This is a genomic window from Pseudoclavibacter sp. CFCC 13611, assembly GCF_008831225.1.
Lineage (GTDB): Bacteria > Actinomycetota > Actinomycetes > Actinomycetales > Microbacteriaceae > Pseudoclavibacter_A.
This window is the reverse complement of record NZ_WBKE01000002.1, coordinates 149,373-167,769: the sequence shown is the minus strand read 5'-3', so window position 1 is coordinate 167,769 and position 18,397 is coordinate 149,373. Positions and strand designations below refer to the sequence as shown.

Here is an 18,397-nt window from a genome sequence, read left to right as displayed (position 1 = left end):
CCGAGTGCGCACCGTCTCACAGTGCCTCGATCGGGGCAAGGGCGACCACGAGCTTCTTGCGCTGCCCTGAGTCGAAGCGCACTGCAGCCACCTGCTTCGCACCTCTTCCGGTGAGCTCTTCGACGGTGCCCTCGCCGAAGCTCTTGTGTCTGATGCGGTCGCCTGCGGCCAGGTGCAGTTCGGTCTTCGGGGTCGAGCCGACGCCGATCTCGTTGGCCCAGGCGTGTGTGGCGCCGCTGCGCTTCGGTCGTACGTCGCGACTGCGGGCCCCGCCCCATCCCCCGCCGGTCTCGAAGTCATCGTCGTCGCTGGCGCGCTGGCTGCCTCCCCAGCTGATGCCCCGACGGTTCGCCCCGATCTCGTCGGGATGCTGCCGCCAGTCGATGAGTTCGCTCGGAATCTCGTCGAGAAAGCGACTCGGCAGCTGGTCGCGGGTCTGACCGAACACGGTGCGGTTGATCGCCAGACTGAGGAAGAGCCGACGGCGGGCTCGGGTGATGCCCACGTAGAACAGTCGCCGCTCTTCGGCGAGGCCGCCGATCTCGTCGATCGACATCTGATGCGGCAGCAGCCCCTCTTCGAGCCCGGTGATGAACACGGCCGGGTACTCCAGCCCTTTGGCGGTGTGCAGAGTCATCAGCGACACGGTGCCCGACTCGTCGTCGAGGTCGTCGGCCGCTGCGGTGAGCTGCACCTCGGTGAGAAAGTCGACCATGCTCGCGTCGGGATGCTTGTCGACGTAGTCGGTCAGCTGGGCGAGGAACTCCTCGAGATTCTCGGCACGGGCCTGATCCTGAGCGTCCAGCGAGCTGCGCAGCACCTCGATGATGCCGATGTGCTCGAAGAACCGGCCGACCACCTCGTCGAGACGATCCTCTGCGAGGGCGGTGCGGGCCTCGACGATGGCACCGCCGAGCGCGCTCATCGCCTGCGTCACTTTGGGGCCCAGCCCGATCTCTTCGGCACGCGTGAGCGCTGTGGGCAGGTCGATGCGCTGCTGCTCGGCGAACATCATCAGCCGCTGCTCGGTGGTGGGGCCGATGCCGCGTTTGGGCACGTTCAGGATGCGCCTGACCGAGAGCTCGTCGACCGGGTTGGCGATCGCCACGAGATAGGCGAGCGCGTCTTTCACCTCGGCGCGATCGTAGAACTTGGTGCCTCCGATGAGGCGATACGGGATTCCGGCACGCACGAAGATCTCTTCGAGCGCCCGAGTCTGCGCGTTGGTGCGGTAGAAGACCGCGATGTCTCGGTAGTCGAGCCCGTCCAGGTGCAGATCGTCGATGCGGTCGGCGACGAACTGGGCTTCGTCGTGAGCCGTGTAGCCCGCGTAGGCGGTGATCTTCTCGCCCTCGCCCAGGGCACTCCAGAGATTCTTCTCAGCACGGTCGAAGTTGTTGCCGATGACCGCATTGGCCGCACTCAGGATGCGCTGGGTCGATCGGTAGTTCTGCTCGAGCAGCACGACGTGCGTGCCGGGAAAGTCTTTCTCGAAGTCGACGATGTTGCGCATATCGGCGCCGCGGAACGCATAGATCGACTGATCGGAGTCGCCGACGACCGTCAGCGTCGGGACGTCGACGTGCTGCGGGCCGCCGAAGCTCGCCACCGCCTCGCTGCTCTGCCGCACGCCCGTCTGCTCGGTCGCAGTCGAGCCGTCGACCGCGAGGATGCGCGGCTCACTTCGGCGGGGAGCGGTCGCCGGACCGGCGCCGTCGGCTGAGGTCGTCAGCAGGCGGATGAGCTCGTACTGTGCCTTGTTGGTGTCTTGGTACTCGTCGACGAGCACGTGTCGAAACTTGTGCTGGTAGCGTCGCCGCACCTCGGGAAATGCCTCGAACAGGTGCACCGTCTGCACGAGAATGTCGTCGAAGTCCAGCGCGTTCGCACGCAGCAGCGCCTGATCGTAGGCGCGGAAGACGTCGATCAGCGCTTCGTCGACCGGGCTGCGGCTGCCTGAGTCGCGGGAGAGATCGTCGGCGTCGCGCAGTTCGTTCTTCAGCTGTGAGATGCGGTGCTGTGCCGCAGCCGGAGTCAGACCGTCGGTGTCGGCATGTCGCTCTTTGATCAGCCGTTTGAGCAGCACGCGCGAGTCGTGTGTGTCGTAGATGGTGAAGCTGGAGTTGTACCCCAGCTCGGAGATCTCGCGTCTGAGGATGCGCACGCACGCCGAATGAAACGTGCTGATCCACATGCCCTCGGCGGCCCCGCCCAGCAGCTGACCCACGCGCTCGCGCATCTCGTTGGCGGCCTTGTTCGTGAACGTGATCGCCAGAATCTGGCTGGGCCAGGCTCGGTGCGTGGCGATGAGATGCGCGATGCGGTGGGTGAGCACGCGTGTCTTGCCCGACCCCGCACCAGCCACGATCAGCAGTGACTGCCCCGAGTAGAGCACGGCCTCACGCTGCTGCGGGTTCAGCCCGCGCACGAGCTGCTGATCGGCCTCAGGGGTGTCGGCTGCGCCCTTCGCTGGCCGCGGGTCACGGTTCGACGAGTGGTCGGAGCTGGGGTCTTCTGACGTGAGTGGCATCTGCTCGATTCTACGGTCGAGGTGCGACATCGTGTGAGCAGCCGTGACTCTGGCCTCGCTCAGCCCCGCTGACGGCATCAGGATGCCACTGGTCGATGCCTGGAACGGCAAGGGTGAGCAGCGTGGCCTGGGTCGCCTCGTCGAGCGTTCGCTCCGGAAAGAACCGCAGCCAGCCGATGCCGGCGAACAGCACCATGCCGAAGACGCCGGATGCCGAGATCGAGGTGAGCGGAGCATCCGCCGACGCCTCGTCGCCCCAGGCCTCGACCAGACACTCATGGAACTGCTCGACGATGCCGCGCTGCAGCAGCATCAGGCTGTCAGCCCAAGAGCGATCGGTGCGGAACAGCTCTGCGGCCAGGATCTTCGCCATCTGCGGACGCCGCTGCAGAATGCCGAACATCTCGTGGATCATGGCGGCCAGCGCTGCGCCCCCGCGAAGCTGCGCGCGCGAGCGCTCCAGGTACTCCGCCAAGTCGTTGAGCCCGGTGTGAACGAGCTCTTCGAAGATCGCATCCTTCGACTTGAAGTTGTAGTACAGGCTGCCCTTGGCGACTCCGGCCGTCTCGGCGATGGCATCCATCGAGGTGCCGCTGATGCCTTGGCTCGCCGCGAGCTCGACGGCTGCGCGCAGGATGGCGTCTCGGGTCTTCGAGTGATGCATCAGACCTCGATCTCAGGGTGCAGCCGGGTCATGTTCCAGACCTTCTGCCTGGCCGCAGTAATAGAGCTGATCGTGAGCGCGACGATCAGCATGCCGAGCAGGAACCCGATGCAGCCGGTCATCCGGCCGTCGATGCCGCCGACGGTCAGCTGACGCATGCCCTCAATGGCATACGTTCCGGGCATGTACGGATGCAGCGCCTGGAAGAACGCCGGCGTGGTCTCGATCGGGTAGGTGCCGCCAGCCGAGGTCAGCTGCAGCATCAGCAGGATAATGCTCACGACACGGCCCGGAGCGCTGCCGAACACGATGATGAGCATCTGCTGCAGGGCGAGGAAGCTGAGCGAGACGAGCACCATGAACAGCGCCAGCCAGACCGGATGCTGTGCATCGAGCCCCAAAACCTGCTGCAGCACCACGAAGAGGATGACCGCCTGCGCGATGCCCATGATGATCGCCGGAGCGAAGCCTGCCATCACCGTGCGGAATCCGCTGGCGTTGCTGGCCATCGGACGCTTCGGGAACGGGCGCAGCACCAGCCAGTTGATCACGCCGCCCACGAAGAGCGCGAGCATGGTGAACATCGGGGCGAATCCCTGCCCCAGCGCCGAGGCGAGGTTGTGCTCGTTCGCATCGACCTGCACCGGGTCGGCTGTGGCCTTTGCGTTTGACTCACGAGACTCGTCAGAGAAGCTGGGGGCCTTCGCCGCGCCGTCTGACAGCTTGCCGGAGAGCTCCTGCGCACCGTCGTTCAGCTGCTGGGTGCCGTCGTTCAGCTGGCTGGCGCCGCTGCTCGCACTGTTCGTGCCGGTCACCAGATCGCCGGTGCCCCCCGCGAGCTTGGTCGCGCCGTCTGAGAGCTGCTGGGCGCCGTCGTTCAGCTGCCCAACGCCTGCGGAGAGCTCTCCAGCCTTCTGCGCAAGGGTCTGCGCACCCTCGTTGACCTGCTGTGTGCCTGCGGCAAGCTGCTGGGCACCGGGCACGAGCTCTTTGTGAATGGCGTCCTGCCCGTTCACCACCTGCTGTTGCGCATCGTTCAGACGGTCAGGAAGGCCCTCCAGCGTCTTGGCCCCAGCCGAGAGATCACCACTGATCTGCTGCCAGCTTCCGCTGGAATTGAGCAGAGTCTTCAACGCCTCCAGCCGTGCGATCGCCTGCGCCGTCTGGTCGGTCTGAGGCTGGATCGCCTTGAGACCTGCGATCGCCTGATCCAGGGCCGCCTGCGTCTCGGCGTTGTTCGGCCCGCCGTTCAGCGTGGCCAGCTGGTCTGAGAGCGTCTGCGCATCCTGCCCGACTCGTTGAATCGTGTCGCGGTGAGCCTGCACCTGGGAGTTCGCCGCACTGACTTCGTTCACGAGCCCGTCGTACTTCTGGGACAGACTCTGTACGCCTGCAGACAGCTGTTGTGCGCCGGAATCGGTCTTCTGCGTGCCCTGTGCCAAGGTCTGAGCGCCCGCGGCCAGCTGAGCCGAGCCGGTTTTCGCCTGCTGCGTGCCGACAGCCAGTTTGTCGGCTCCTGTGGCCAGTTGGGCCGCTCCCGTGTTCAGCGTCACTGCGCCAGAGGCGAGGGCGTTCATGCCGACCACCAGCTGCCCCGAGCCGTCGACCAGCTGCGTCGACCCGTCGGCCAGCTGAGCCGAGCCGTCAGACGCCTGGTGGATGCCGTCAGAGAGCGTGTTGATGCCGACCAGGAGGCCGTTCGCGGTCTGCTCGCTGGTCTGCTGTGCGAGTGAGTCGCGCACCTTCGTCATCGCAGACTTGCCCAGCGTGGTGGCCAGGTAGCTGTTGGCGTCGTTGTAGGTGACCTGCAGTTTCGCAGGCGCCGCCGCATCGGTTCCAGCGGCTGCGATCGTGCTGGAGAAGTCGCTGGGAATCACCAGTGAGAAGTAGTAGTCACCGTCGGAGACCCCGTCGGCAGCGGTCTTCGCGTCGACGAGGCGCCAGCCGAGGCTGCCGTCCTCCTGCAGGTTCTCGACCAGCTGCTTGCCGACGTCGATCTGCTCGCCCTGGCTCGTGGTCGCGGGCTGATCCTCGTTGACGAGGGCGACCGGCATCGACCCCATGTTTGTGGTTGGCGACCAGTAGGCCCACAGGTAGAGCGCCCCGTAGATCAGGGGGAACAGCACGATGATGAGCACGGCGACTTTGGTGAGGCTGCCGCGCCAGAACCTTTTGAGCTCGGTGCTCAGAGTGGCGAAGATGTTCATGCGTGAGGCTCCTGATTTTGCTGTGTCGCAGACGTGCTGGGGGAATCGACGCCGGCGGGGCTCGTGGCTGCGGCGTTCTGCTCGCCGGCCACCGCATCCGACGCCCGTCGCTCGGCGACGCGACGCTCGATGCGCGCGCGTAACCCGCGGGGGCCGCGATCACCGGTGATGTCGGCGATGCGAACGAGCTCATGTTCGACCTGCAGAGGCGGGGTGAGCTCGAAGTCCCGCTCGTCGGACGAGACCATCAGCACGCCGACTCCGCCACGGTTGAGCGTCTCGAGGCGACGGATGATCTGCGCGCGCGCCTCGGTGTCATGGACTTGATCGAGGTCGTCGATGACCAGCACCTCCGGACGCTCGATCAGCGCGAGAACCACTTTGAAGAGAAACTCCTGCGTCTCGGTGAGACCGCCGGCCAGCTGTTTGTGACTGGGCAGGGGAATCTCTCCGAAGACGAGACGAAGCGCTTCAGCGGTGCGTTCCTCGGTGAAACGCGGGACATACTTCCACCACGGCGTCGCCCACCGGGTGCGTTCACGCAGCAGATCGCTGATGCTCGCCCGCGGTTCCAGGTCGTCGATGCTGCGAAAAGCCACGATGCCGGTCAGCCGACGCACGCGACGGCCCTCTTTCACGATGTCGATGCCCTCGGTGAGAATCTCACCGGCGCTGGGATGCATGCGCCCTGCGGCGCAGAGCTGCAGCGCCGTGCGGCCGTCGCCTCGGTTGCCGAGCAGCACGACGAAGCGAGTGCTCGACACGAAGGTCAAGGGGCCGTAGACCTGCCCGCGCTTCGTGCGCAGTTCTGCAGCCCGGTACTCGACAAGTGGGGCGCCGTCAGAGTTCGCCAGAGACCAGAGGGGCTGTGTGGCCAGGTCGACAGAGTCGGCACTGCCGTCAGCGTCGCGAGACAGATCGCGCCTATGCTCTGCGCGGGAGTCTTCGCTCACGTCTGCGTGCTGCACGTATGCCACCTTCGTCTCTGTCTCATGGTGTCGATCAGATGGCGCCTACGGCGCCAGCAGCCGACGTCGTTGTACTGATTGCAACTTTATACTGACCGGTCAGTTTTATGCAATCGCTGTGAAGCGTGTGCGCCAGGATGCTTCACACGACCGCAGCATCCGCCTGCTGACCCAAGCCGACGCCGCCGACACACCTCACGCTGCTGCACCATCTTGCGGCCTGCGCCACACCGCTGCAGCTCAGCCTGCCGGCTCGTGCCACCGCCAGACAGGCAGGCACCTGCGTCGATTGGCCGGGGCAGACCACGTTCGCACCAAAACACGGTGTTTTCGTCCAATCCGTGGCGGTGCCGAGCAATCGGTGCAGGCACAGAGCACACCAGAACCCCATGTTTTCGCGCGATCAGTGCAGAACAGACACCCTGAATGCCACTACTCAGCCCCTACTCGTGGTGCAGAGTCTCGCCCGCCTTCACCCCGGCGGTCTCGATCTGCAGCGTCGAATGCTCGATCGAGATGTCGAAGTGCCGCGACAGACAGTCGCGCAGCTCTTCGAGAATCAGCGGCGCATGCCCATCGCGAAAGCACTGGTCGTCGACGACGACGTGGGCCGAGAGCACCGGCAGCCCGGTCGCGATCGTCGACGCATGCAGATCATGTACTTCGCGCACGTGGTCGACAGACAGAATATGCCGCCGCACATCGGCGAGGTCGAGGCCCTTCGGTGTGAACTCCATCAGCACCTGCACGGTGTCGCGCAGCAGAACGACCGCACGCGGAACGATCAGCACCGCGATGAACAGCCCCGCCACCGCATCCGCCTGCTGCCAGCCGGTCGCCCAAATGACGACGGCCGCTGCGATCACGCCGACCGACCCCAGTGCGTCGTTGAGCACCTCGAGAAACGCGCCGCGCATATTGAAACTGGATTCGCGACCACCGGCCAGCACCATGATCGAGAGCATGTTGCACAACAGCCCGATGACACCGAAGACGAGCAGCTCGACAGGCGGCACCTCAGGCGGCCGAAAGAGCCGCAGCACACCTGAGACGAGCGCATAGACCCCGACAGCCAGCAGCACCCCCGCCTGCACCAGTGCAGCGACGACTTCGAGTCTGCGGAACCCCCAAGTGCGCTCCGGCGACGCCGGCCGCAGCACCAGATGCGCCGTGACCAGTGCGAGCAGCAGGCCAGACGAATCGACCAGCATATGCACCGTGTCGGTGGTGAGCGCGAGGCTGCCGGTGACGACCGCGCCGATCGCCTGGGCCACCAATATCGTGGCCGTGATGCCGAAGGCAAAAGCGAGACGGCGACGCTGGGCACGGCCGCCGACTCCGCCGTCTGGGGCAGTGTGTGTGTCGTGCATCAGTCCTCCTCTCGCGCCGACGCCGCAGGCATCGCATCGACGCTGCGCTCGATGCGTGAATGATCATGCGGATGCCGCCCTGAGACTCCGGTAGCAGCGATCAGAGACTCGGCGGCCGAGAGCAGTCGCCGCACCTCTCCCTCGGCGACAATCGAGTGGTAGGTCGACCGTCCTGACACACGAGGTCGAACGAGCCCGCAGTCACGCAGACAGGCAAGATGTGCGCTCACAGTCGACTGGGCCAGCCCGAGATGGTCGACGAGCTGACTCACATTGTGTTCGCCGAGCATCAGGTGGCGCAGAATGCGCAGTCGAGCAGGATCGGCCACAGCATGGAACAGCTGCGCGTAGTCGGTACTGCGGATCGGCCCCTGCTCTGTGAGTTTGATCGCCATAAGACGATGATATCGACGCTCAACGATAATTGTAAGTGCCCATCGAGAACGCGGTTCGGCTCCGCGGAGAGGAATGGCGATGACATACCGACCGTCAGATCTGCGCGGCGGTGATCAGTGCCGCGCACCAGGCCGGCCCGCGGCGGTCAGTACAATCCCATGAGAGTCATCACCTGCAGAATCCACCGGCGAGAGGAACCGTCATGGCGAAGTCGACCCACGCCCACCACGAGGGCGAAGAGCATGTCGAAGCGGTCGGAGAGAAGCTCAACTGGCTGCGCGCAGGCGTGCTTGGAGCCAACGACGGCATCGTCTCGGTCGCAGGCACGATCATCGGCGTCGCCGGCGCGACGACGAACACGGTGGCAATCGCCGCTTCCGGGATCGCGGCACTAGTCGCCGGTGCCTTCTCGATGGCCGGTGGCGAGTACGTCTCAGTAAGCACACAGCGCGATACAGAGAAGGCGATGCTCGCCAAGGAACGCCACGAGCTGAAGACGATGCCCCGTGAAGAGTTCGACGAACTGGTCGGCATCTACGTCGACCGCGGAGTCACCCCCGAGGTGGCGAAGCTGGTCGCACGCGACCTCACCAAGCACGACGCGCTGCGCGCTCATGCTGATGCGGAGCTCGGCATCGACCCTGATGCGCTGACCAATCCTTGGGCCGCAGCCGGGTCGTCATTCGTCTCGTTCACCGTCGGCGCGCTGATTCCGCTGATTGCCATGCTGCTGCCCCTCGACCAGACGGTGCGCATCGGGGTGACCATCGTGGCCGTCGCGATCGCGCTGCTGCTCACTGGGTTCGTCAGCGCCACGCTCGGCGGTGCGCAACGTGGCCGGGCCGTCGTGCGCAACGTCGGCATGGGGCTGCTCACGATGGTCGTGACCTATGCCGTGGGCATGCTCTTCGGCACCACCGTCGGTGCCTAATATCTGACGGCATAGGCGTGTCGGACTCAGATCAATCTCGCGCAGCAGCTGGGCGTTGATCGCCACGACGACGGTCGAAGCTGACATCAGCAGGGCCCCAACGCTCATCGGCAGGACGAAGCCGAGGGGAGCGAGCACACCGGCGGCCAGTGGCACCGCAATCAGGTTGTAACCGACGGCCCACCACAGATTCTGCAGCATTTTGCGGTAGGTGTGCCGCGAAAGCTCCATGACCGAGACCACGGCGCGCGGATCCGACCCGGCCAGCACGATGCCTGCGGCACCGCGCGCCACATCGGTTCCGGCCCCGATCGCCAGCCCCACATCGGCCTGAGCCAGTGCAGGTGCGTCGTTGACCCCGTCGCCGACCATCGCCACGATGCGGCCTTCACCCTGAAGACCTCGAAGCTTCGCGGCCTTGTCTTCGGCGCGCACCTGGGCGAAGACGCGATCGATGCCGACGGACTCGGCCACATGGTCTGCGACGGCCTCCGCGTCGCCCGTGAGCATCATCACTTGGCACCCGCGATCGTGCAGCGCGGCGACCGCCTGCTTCGATTCGGGGCGCACGGCGTCAGCGAGACGCAGCGCACCAACGACTCGTTCGTCGACGACCACATGCAGGATGATCGCGCCTTCGGCACGCCATGCCTCGACCCCTTCCAGCTCCGGCAAGCCGGTCTCGGCCAGCATTGCCGGCCCGCCGATGCGAACGCGGTGTCCATTGACCGTGCCAGAGACCCCGGTCGCCGGAGCCGACACGAAGTCATCGACCGGCAACAGTGCGAGTTCTCTCTGCTGCGCCGCCCCGACGATCGCAGCGGCAAGCGGATGTTCCGAGCTCTTCTCGACTGCGGCTGCCGTCAACAGCACTGCGTTCTCGGCCGCACTCGAACTAGGCTGATTCGACGTCGACTGGCCCACGGGCAGCACCGCAGTGACCTCTGGGCGCCCCTGTGTCAGTGTGCCGGTCTTGTCGAAGATCACCGTGTCGACGGTGCGCATCCGCTCAAGCGCGAGCCGATCACTGACCAGCACGCCGGAGCGCGCCGCGATCTCGGTGGCGATCGAGACCACCAGCGGGATCGCCAGCCCGAGGGCGTGCGGGCACGCGATCACCAGCACGCTGATCGCTCGGACGACCGCCTGATCAGGCCGCCCGCCGACGACCCAGACGATCGCCGTGATCGCAGCCGCGGCGATCGTGAACCAGAACAGCCACCCGGCAGCACGGTCGGCCAGACGCTGCGTGTGCGACGTGGACTGCTGCGCATCGGAGATCAGACGCTGGATGCCTGCGAGCGCCGTGCTCTGCCCCACTGCCGTCACACGGACGCGCAGGCCGGAATCCGTCGCAACGGTGCCGGCGACGACGTGGTCGCCGAGCGAGCGCCGCACTGGGCGGGACTCGCCAGTGATCATCGACTCATCGAGGCTCGCGGTGCCGTCGATGACGACGCCGTCGGCCGGTACCGAGCCACCCGGCCGCACCAGAACGATATCGCCCTCACGCAGCTCTGCCGGCGCCACCTCCTGGGTCTGCTCGCCATCGCCATGAGCGACCACGCGCTCGGCCACGTCGGGCAGCAGAGCGGCCAGTGAGTCGAGCGCAGACCCGCTGCGGGCGAGCGAGCGCATCTCGATCCAGTGGCCGAGCAGCATGATGACCACGAGCAGCGCGAGTTCCCACCAGAAGTCGAGCTCATGACTCAGCAGATGCAGCGACGCACCCCACGAGCTGAGAAAGGCCACGGTAATCGCAAGCGCGATCAGCAGCATCATGCCCGGCTGCCGAGACCGAATCTCGTCGACGGCGCCGGAAAGAAAGGGTCGGCCGCCCCACGCATAGATGACGGTGCCCAGAACTGGACTCACCCAAGTGACCCACCGCGCATCAGGCAGGCCGTAACCGAAGATGTCTGCGAACATCGAGCTGAGCAGCACAGTGGGAATCGACAGCGCGAGCATGATCCAGAAGAGGCGTCGGAAGCGCAGCACGTGCCCGGCATGATGCATGTGGGCCATCGATCCTGTACCGGTCATGTCTGCCATATCGCCCATATCTGCCATGCCGGCCAGAGCGTCTTCACTCGTTGTGCCGTAGCTCTTCTGCATGTGCGACATATCGTGCGCCATGTCGTCATGGCGCACGCCCTGATGCGACATGCCGTCATCGTGAGACATCTCGCTGCGGTCGTCTGGGGTCCCGTTCATGTCAGACACCATAGCCCGACCCGCCGACACTGGGAACCCTCACTGCGAGCGGCGCTCGTCGGCTCGACGACCGAGCCGAACACGGCGCCAGTTCGCCGCAGAACGGCGGCGCCGCTAGCCGAGCAGCCCGCCCAAAGCGATGCCGATCATGCCGGCGATGAGGCATCCGACGATCATGCCGAGCCCATGTGCCACCGCCTGCCGCACCCTGCCCTGAAGCAGCAGACGACCGGTCTCGACGCAGGCTGTGCTGAACGTCGAATACCCGCCCAGCAGACCGACGCCGAGCACGGTCACTCCGGTCGAGACATCCGCGCCGGCTGACCCCGCCCCCACCGTCGGCGCAGCCTCCGCTGCCGCCCATCCGGTGAGCACCCCCAGCAGCAGGCAGGCGCTCAGGTTGACGACGATCGTGCCCATCGGCATGCCTTTCGGCGATGATTCGAGCCGCCGACCGGTCACCAGCGTGTCGACGACATAGCGCAGGCCAGAGCCGACGCCGCCCGCGATCGACGTCAGTGCAAGCAGTGCGAAGGTCATGCCCGCACCGCCTTTCGCCCGATGACCAGACCTGCGATCGCAGCGGCCACGCCCATGAGGATGCTGGCGAACGCGTAGAGCAGCGCCAGCGTCGTGCTGCCTCCCGCAAGTCGCATATCGACCTCCATCACGAACGTGCTGTAGGTGGTGAACCCGCCGATGACCCCGGTGCCGACGCCGAGACGCAGCAGGCGTCGCCACCCGACGCTCGCACCGCGAGCGAGCAGCCCCGTGAGCAGGCCGAGCATGAGAGACCCGCCGAGGTTGATCAGAAATGTCGGCCAGGGCCATCCGGAGACCACCGGCAGGGCGCTCTCGATCGAGGCCCTCGCTGCCGTGCCGAACATGCCGCCGACGGCCACCGGCCACACGTTCTGGAACCAGCCGCGCGCTTTCACCATGCAGCCATTATGCGCTCCCCATGATGCGGCGACCTACACGACCGGGCAGCGCCGTTCTGGGCAGCGCCCGTTCTGGGCAGATCTGTTCTGGACAGGCCGGTTCTGGGCAGATCTGTTCTGGACAGTTCCGCGGCCCGGCTGCGAACAGGCCGAGATGCGCCCCACCTCACAGTGCAGTGTCAGGGTAGCCTTCGCAGAATGTTCGGGTTGCCGAATAAATTAGGAAGGTCTAACCTCACTAAGGCATCATCAGACCTTTAGGGGAAGTCGTGGCACACAGCCAATCTCTGCAGAATCAGGCGCCGCGCGTCGTCGCGTCGCACTCCCAGACCACATCCGTATCGGCGGTGCGGCGCCCAGCCTCGCAGCCGACGCGATCTGCGGTCGCAGCTCTCGACCCCCGTTTGGCCAGGATCGGTCGCGTCATCGTCTGCCTCACGCTGGCGCTGATGGCGCTCATCGGGGTCGCCCTCTCCCCCACTCCCGCGCACGCTGCCGCCGACACCTCAGAGACCAGCAACCAAGACGTCGCACTGAAGATCGCCGACACCCTCGACAGCGCCATCGACGCTCTGGACGGCTCCGACTACGAGTCGGCTTACCGCGAGGTGCAGAACGCCTACTTCAAGTACTACGACCCACTGCTTGAGGGGCCGTCGATGTCACTGAGCGGCAACCGCAAGCCCATGATGGAAGGCCTGTTCGGCAAGGCCAAGTCCCAGGCCAAGGCCAAAGACTCCGCTGCCGCGCGCAGCACCATCGAGAGCATCAAACTGAACGCAGCACGCGATGCGCTCGAGCTCGACGGCGTGATCGCAGACGACCTGCCTGAGGATCAGAAAGAGGCCGCCGCACAGAAACTGCTCGACCAGCGTTCGACAACGGCGGTCACGCCCGAGGCACGCCGCGTCTACTCGTTCGTCACAGCCTTCACGATTCTGCTCCGCGAAGGCCTTGAGGCCTTGCTCGTCGTCGCAGCGATCGTGCTGTACCTGGTTCGGTCAGGCAACAGACAGCTGACGAAGTACGTCTACTGGGGCGTGCTCGCCGGCATCGGGGTCTCCATTCTGCTGGCCGTGCTGTTGAGCGCGGTGTTCCAGAACGCGGGTGCGGGGCAGGAGATGCTCGAAGGCGGCACGATGTTCCTCGCGGTGCTCGTGCTCTTCTACATCTCGAACTGGATGCTCAGCAAATCCGACGAACAGGCCTGGGAGCGGTATGTGCGCGGAAAGGTCGACCAGTCGATCACCACAGGCAGCATGTGGCTGCTCTCGTTCGCAGCCTTCCTGGCCGTCAGCCGAGAGGGCGCCGAGCTCGTGCTGTTCTATGCCGCCGCGTTCCAAGGGGGCATGGCCGACTCGCTCTGGGTCGGCATCGGCATCGCCGCAGCCGCGGCATTGCTCGTCGGCGTCTTCGTCGTCTTCCGCTACTTCGCGGTGAAGCTGCCGATCGGCATCGTGTTCAAGGCGACCTCGGCCCTGCTCTTCCTGCTCGCGATCGTCTTCGTGGGCAACGGAGTGGTGGAGCTCGGTGAGGCCGGCTTCATTCTGGGGCAGACCAGCATTCCCTCACTCAGTTGGCTGACAGTGCCCGTACTCGGGCTCTACCCACGTGCCGAAACGCTGCTGCCGCAGCTCATTCTGGTCGTCGCCGCTGTCTGGCTGACCATGGCACAGAACAGACAGCTGCGCCGCGAGAAACGTGAACTCGCCGAGGCAGCACTGAGCTCGGCGAAGAGCGACGACTGAGCACGACCGCACAGACCCGGCCGATATCAGCCCACCGTTGACTGGCTGCAGCATGTGTTCTGGGCGCCAGCCATCACCCTTCCCCGCAGTTTTCCCCCATTCGGGGCGACGTCCGGTCGCCCAGAGACAAAGGAGCAAAGAATGACAATGAACCGCATGACCCGCACCGCACTGGGCATCTGCCTGGTCGCATCCGCCAGCACGCTGGCGCTGACCGGCTGCTCATCGAGCGACAATGCCAGCACGCAGAGCAGTGCGGCCGCGAGCAGCGATTCGTCCGCTGAAGACGCCCGCCTGGCCCCTTCGGTGTGCGGTACGCCTGAAGACGACGGTCAGAACCATGAGATTCCCGTCGGAGACGCCGATGAGGGCCCGTTCCATATGGAGGCCAACTACTTTCAGCCCGGCGACATGGCGTTTGACGGCGGCATGATGCCGGCTTACGCCGATTCGATCGCGCACATCGAGCTCGACGTCAAGGTCAATGAAGAGGGCACCAAGTACGGCTGGTCAGTCGACGAGACACCGGCAGACCTCAATATCGACTACACGGTCACCGACAAGTCAGGCAAAGAGATCGTCAAGGGCATGTTCATGGAGATGAACGCCGCCGACGGGTCGCACTACGGCACGAACATCCCGAAGTCGGCAGAGGCCGCCGGGCTCGTTGGATCGCTGGAGAACCCCGGAGAGTACACGGTGACGTTCCACATCGCGCCTCCGAAGAACTACGGCCTGCACCAGGACAAGCGCACCGGCATCGAAGCCACCGAGTGGTTCGCTCCGTTCGACGTGAGCATGGACTGGCTCTACACCGCTGAGCAGAAGAAGTGCATCGTCGACGATCCTCGCGCCTAATCGACGGCTGACGCTGACGGCGGCGTCCGGATGTCCACCCGCACGGTCGCCTGTCTCTGTCACGGATGGCGTTCCCTCCGGCAGACGACAGGCGACCGCCGTCATTTCAGCGCAGAAGGCGTGGCTGTGAGACGGGCGCGACCGGGCCATCCGGCGAGTAGAGTGAGCAGGTGTTTCCTTGGCTCGATCCTCACCTCATTCTCGCTACCACCGGCCCATGGGCGCTGGTCGTCTGCGCAGTCATCGTCTTCGCCGAGACGGGCCTGCTGATCGGTTTCTTTCTGCCGGGAGACTCGCTGGTCTTTCTGCTCGGCATGCTGACCGGCGCCGCTCAGTCGCAGAACGAGGCGCTCTCGGCACTGCCGCTGTGGCTGGTGTGTCTGGTGATCGCCGTGATGGCGTTCGCAGGCGATCAGACGGGCTACAGCATCGGCCGCCTCTCACTGCGCAGTGAGCGCATCGCCCGCTCTGTGCAGGGCCGCCTCGCCCCTCATTCGGCGAAGGCCAGTCATTTCTTCGCACGCTTCGGCGGGCCGGCAATTCTCTTGGCTCGGTTCATTCCGATCATTCGCACATTCGTTCCCTTCGCAGCAGGCGTCGCCGGCTACGGACGCACCAGATTCCTGTTCTGGAACGGCATCGGCGCCCTGATCTGGGGCATCGGGCTTCCGGTGGCCGGGCATCTGCTCGGCGGCATCCCCTGGATAGCCGACCATGTCGACGTCATTCTCATTCTCATCGTCGTGCTGTCGGTTCTGCCCGTGGCCATCAGACTCGCGGTCGGATGGCTGCAGAGTCGACGAGCGGCTGCCTGAACGCGATCGGGGAGACGATGTTCGAGTCGAAGCGCACCTTCGGGGCCGACTTGGAGCGTTGGAAGCGCGCCACCGACTGGCCGCTGGCCATCGCCGCACTGGTCTTTCTCTTCGCCTACGCCTGGCAGGTGCTCGGCGACCTCGACGGCCGTCTGCGCACCATCACCGAGTGGACGATGAATGTCACCTGGGCGATCTTCCTCGTCGACTATGTGGTCTCGATTCTCCTCGCTCGACCCCGCTGGCGCTGGTTCTACACACACTTGCTGGATCTGGCAATGGTGCTGCTGCCGATGGCTCGGCCGCTCAGGCTGCTGCGCCTGGTCACTCTGCTGCGCGTGCTGCAGCGCACAGCCGGTGCCGCGCTGCGCGGCAAGATCCTCGTCTATGTGATCGGCACCGTCGGCATGCTCGTGCTCGTGGGGTCGCTCGCGATCCTCGACGCTGAACGCGGTCAGCCTGGATCGAGCATCGAGACCTACGGCGACGCGATTTGGTGGAGCATCGTCACCATCACGACCGTCGGCTACGGCGATCTCACCACCGTGACGCTCACCGGGCGCCTTGTGGCCATCACACTCATGGCCGGTGGCATCACGCTGATCAGCACCGTGACCGGCACGCTCGCCTCGTGGATCGTCGAGCGCATCCATCAGGTCGACGAAGACAATCAGGCCGCGACCCGCGCGCAGTTCCGTGAGCTCGAAGGCAAGATCGATCAGCTGCTCGCTGCGCAGAAAGGCCACACGACTCCGCATCCGCCCGCCTCGCAAACAGACGCATCGACGGATGCCGCGGTCGCGCCCGCATCCTCCGACCAGACATGATTCGGCGTTCGCCGCGATCAAAGGTCGGTGCGCGACTGGGGCTGGCGGCGACTGGGTCTGGCGGCGACTGGGTCTGGCGGCGACTGATTTTGTGCGTCGACGAGCGCTGGTGTGACCTCGATCTTGCTCGAACAGCGAGGGCACACGATCGACGTGGCCGGTCAGGGCGTGCGATCGCTTCCCACGTCAGGGGTCGCGGTGTGACATGGATGACTGTGGGAGCGTCCGCCGAATGGTGGCCACCACCCCTCTGTGTGGGTGTCATGATCCCGGCCGTGCCCGTGCCCGTGGCCATGACCATGGCCTCCACGCGTCTTCCACGATGACACCACAGCTGGCGCTACGCTGACCGTCGCCGCTGAGGAGCTCTTGGGTTCGTTGTCGTCGCAGCCGGCGGTGTCACCACACCCAGCGGCTCCCGCTGCAGTCGCCAGCAGAAGGGCAGCGGCGAAGGCGACTCGCAGCGGCGTCTTTCTCTTCAATGGCGATCTTTCCAACGGTGGTCTCTTCACTAGCCTTCTCATCAACGGCAGCACTCCGCTCCGTAGTGATGTGCCCTTCCCGGAGGCTGCCGAGGCGCTCACACGGATGTCGAGAGCAGCTCATTGGGGATGCGATCGATCGGGGGGCGCTTGTGCGGCTCCGTGGGCTGGCCTATGTCGGACAGCGCACTTCGGCCATGATACTTGTTCGGCAGAGCGGGTGCTGCGTGTCGGTGACGCACGGAAACGGCAGCAGCCTCCGCGTCAACACGACTGGTCGTGTCGACAGCAGAGGCTGCAGTTCAGTGTTTCTTTGTTTCATTGTGGAGCCGCCGGGAATCGAACCCGGGTCCACTGCTCATTTCATGCGACTTCTACGGGCGTAGTCTGTCTAGCGTTCTACTTGGCCCCAGCCGTCGTGACAGACGCCTGGCTGACGAGCCCAGTGGGTTTGAAGAGTCCCGACGCACCCTCCCACTTGGTGCGGCGGCAAGCCTTCTAAATGACGTTCAGGTCTGAGGCGAAGGCATGCTCAGTTGAACGGATTTCTAGCTCGCTTTACGCAGCGAGGGCGAAATCGGTGCGTTTGTTGTTGGCACCTATTGGGTTGCGTGACTTGGTTTACGAGATCATCCACGCCTTCTCGGCCCGCTTCTCACAATCATCAAGACAGTGTCGAAACCGATCGGCCCCTCTTCAGTTTTCAACTGGCCGCCGTGCGAAATCGCTTCCGAACGGTGGACTCATCATCTTACAACGCCAGATCGGCCGTTGCATTCCCCTGCCGGCTCCAGCACAGCCAGCTTCTCGCGACCCGCCCGCATCCAGACATGAGAAATGACGCCACAGCCCATCCAGACATGGAACTTGGCATGACTCGATGCATTGGGAGAGCATTTGGCATGACTCGATGCATTGAAAGAACATGGCACGGCTCGACGAACCAGAAAGACACTGGGCAAGGATGGATACAACCCAGAGGCGACAGCTGGCCCGGCGGCTACGAATCCACCACAAGAATCCGCCACTAGAATCCACCCGCGGCGAGACCACCCGCGACGCCACAGTCAACACCCCACACCCCACACCCCACACCCCACAGCCGACAGCCCACAACCCACAACGATCTACCGGCAACACCGCCTTAAATGGCGAGGCCCCGCTCTCGCGGGGCCTCACGTGCGTCCAGTATTCAATTGTGGCATCGGCAGCGCATCTGAAGAACCGCGCCGATCACGAGAGTTGGCCACCGAGCCAGATCAAAGTGTGAGGCGATCTGGTCGAAGACTTCGTCACTACCACGAATAAGGCTACCCTCACCTAAGGCAGACAATCAAGCAGTTGCAGTGACTTTCTCGCGGACCACCCGATCTCGTGGGAGGGCATCGAGACCAGACAGGAAGAGCCCCCATGTCTGCGGCCAGTGCCGCGTAGAACGCGAGGCCA

General features: G+C 65.0%; 14 protein-coding genes, 1 other RNA gene and 1 pseudogene. 5 read left to right on the top strand and 11 right to left on the bottom strand.

Annotation, left to right across the window (positions count from 1 at the left end; genetic code table 11):
- Positions 1-16: 16 nt before the first annotated feature.
- The 6 genes from F8O08_RS05085 to F8O08_RS05060 form a co-directional block, all read right to left on the bottom strand.
- A complete protein-coding gene (locus F8O08_RS05085; protein WP_158042747.1) occupies positions 17-2,530 on the bottom strand; it encodes an ATP-dependent helicase in 2,514 nt (837 codons plus the stop codon).
- A gap of 10 nt (positions 2,531-2,540) precedes the next feature.
- Positions 2,541-3,194 (bottom strand): TetR/AcrR family transcriptional regulator, encoded by a 654-nt coding sequence (locus tag F8O08_RS05080; RefSeq protein ID WP_158042746.1) that lies wholly within the window; start codon positions 3,192-3,194, stop codon positions 2,541-2,543.
- Positions 3,194-5,401: a YhgE/Pip domain-containing protein gene (locus tag F8O08_RS05075; RefSeq protein ID WP_158042745.1), complete on the bottom strand. Its 2,208-nt coding sequence runs from the start codon at positions 5,399-5,401 to the stop codon at positions 3,194-3,196. Before F8O08_RS05075 ends, F8O08_RS05080 begins: the two co-directional genes overlap by 1 nt.
- Positions 5,398-6,369 carry an ATP-binding cassette domain-containing protein gene (locus F8O08_RS05070; RefSeq protein WP_158042744.1) on the bottom strand — a complete coding sequence of 324 codons (972 nt, stop codon included), beginning with the start codon at positions 6,367-6,369 and terminating at the stop codon, positions 5,398-5,400. Before F8O08_RS05070 ends, F8O08_RS05075 begins: the two co-directional genes overlap by 4 nt.
- Positions 6,370-6,812: 443 nt before the next feature.
- A complete protein-coding gene (locus F8O08_RS05065) occupies positions 6,813-7,739 on the bottom strand; it encodes a cation diffusion facilitator family transporter (RefSeq protein ID WP_158032027.1) in 927 nt (308 codons plus the stop codon).
- Positions 7,739-8,134 carry an ArsR/SmtB family transcription factor gene (locus F8O08_RS05060; protein ID WP_158037362.1) on the bottom strand — a complete coding sequence of 132 codons (396 nt, stop codon included), beginning with the start codon at positions 8,132-8,134 and terminating at the stop codon, positions 7,739-7,741. Before F8O08_RS05060 ends, F8O08_RS05065 begins: the two co-directional genes overlap by 1 nt.
- Before the next feature lie 203 nt (positions 8,135-8,337).
- Between F8O08_RS05060 and F8O08_RS10960 the strand changes: the two genes are divergently transcribed.
- Positions 8,338-9,066 (top strand): VIT family protein, encoded by a 729-nt coding sequence (locus F8O08_RS10960; RefSeq protein WP_158037361.1) that lies wholly within the window; start codon positions 8,338-8,340, stop codon positions 9,064-9,066.
- On the opposite strand, the pseudogene F8O08_RS05055 reads toward F8O08_RS10960, so the two are convergent.
- From F8O08_RS05055 to F8O08_RS10820, 4 genes and pseudogenes are all read right to left on the bottom strand, one after another.
- Positions 9,064-11,280, bottom strand: a pseudogene (locus F8O08_RS05055) (heavy metal translocating P-type ATPase); the annotation flags it as partial. The gene F8O08_RS10960 and the pseudogene F8O08_RS05055 overlap by 3 nt on opposite strands.
- A 114-nt stretch (positions 11,281-11,394) precedes the next feature.
- Positions 11,395-11,820 carry a fluoride efflux transporter FluC gene (locus F8O08_RS05050; protein WP_158042743.1) on the bottom strand — a complete coding sequence of 142 codons (426 nt, stop codon included), beginning with the start codon at positions 11,818-11,820 and terminating at the stop codon, positions 11,395-11,397.
- A complete protein-coding gene (locus F8O08_RS05045; RefSeq protein ID WP_158037359.1) occupies positions 11,817-12,221 on the bottom strand; it encodes a fluoride efflux transporter FluC in 405 nt (134 codons plus the stop codon). The genes F8O08_RS05050 and F8O08_RS05045 overlap by 4 nt, the downstream gene beginning before the upstream one ends.
- A gap of 295 nt (positions 12,222-12,516) precedes the next feature.
- Complete coding sequence (locus tag F8O08_RS10820; RefSeq protein ID WP_192497721.1) at positions 12,517-12,681, bottom strand: hypothetical protein; 165 nt, start codon at positions 12,679-12,681, stop codon at positions 12,517-12,519.
- On the opposite strand from F8O08_RS10820, the gene F8O08_RS05040 reads away from it, so the two are divergent.
- From F8O08_RS05040 to F8O08_RS05025, 4 genes are all read left to right on the top strand, one after another.
- On the top strand, positions 12,671-13,969 hold the full coding sequence (locus tag F8O08_RS05040; protein WP_158042742.1) for an FTR1 family iron permease: 1,299 nt from the start codon (positions 12,671-12,673) through the stop codon (positions 13,967-13,969). The genes F8O08_RS10820 and F8O08_RS05040 overlap by 11 nt on opposite strands.
- Positions 13,970-14,125: 156 nt before the next feature.
- Positions 14,126-14,827 (top strand): iron transporter, encoded by a 702-nt coding sequence (locus tag F8O08_RS05035; RefSeq protein WP_192496814.1) that lies wholly within the window; start codon positions 14,126-14,128, stop codon positions 14,825-14,827.
- A 170-nt stretch (positions 14,828-14,997) separates the two neighbouring features.
- The gene (locus F8O08_RS05030) at positions 14,998-15,642 is read left to right on the top strand and encodes a DedA family protein (RefSeq protein WP_158037356.1); all 645 of its coding nucleotides are present in this window, start codon (positions 14,998-15,000) and stop codon (positions 15,640-15,642) included.
- Positions 15,612-16,469, top strand: a complete 858-nt coding sequence (locus tag F8O08_RS05025) for a potassium channel family protein (protein WP_225733347.1) — start codon at positions 15,612-15,614, stop codon at positions 16,467-16,469. The genes F8O08_RS05030 and F8O08_RS05025 overlap by 31 nt, the downstream gene beginning before the upstream one ends.
- Positions 16,470-17,272: 803 nt before the next feature.
- Here F8O08_RS05025 and ssrA read toward each other — a convergent pair.
- Positions 17,273-17,644, bottom strand: a transfer-messenger RNA (tmRNA) gene (gene ssrA / locus F8O08_RS05020).
- Positions 17,645-18,397 lie beyond the last annotated feature (753 nt).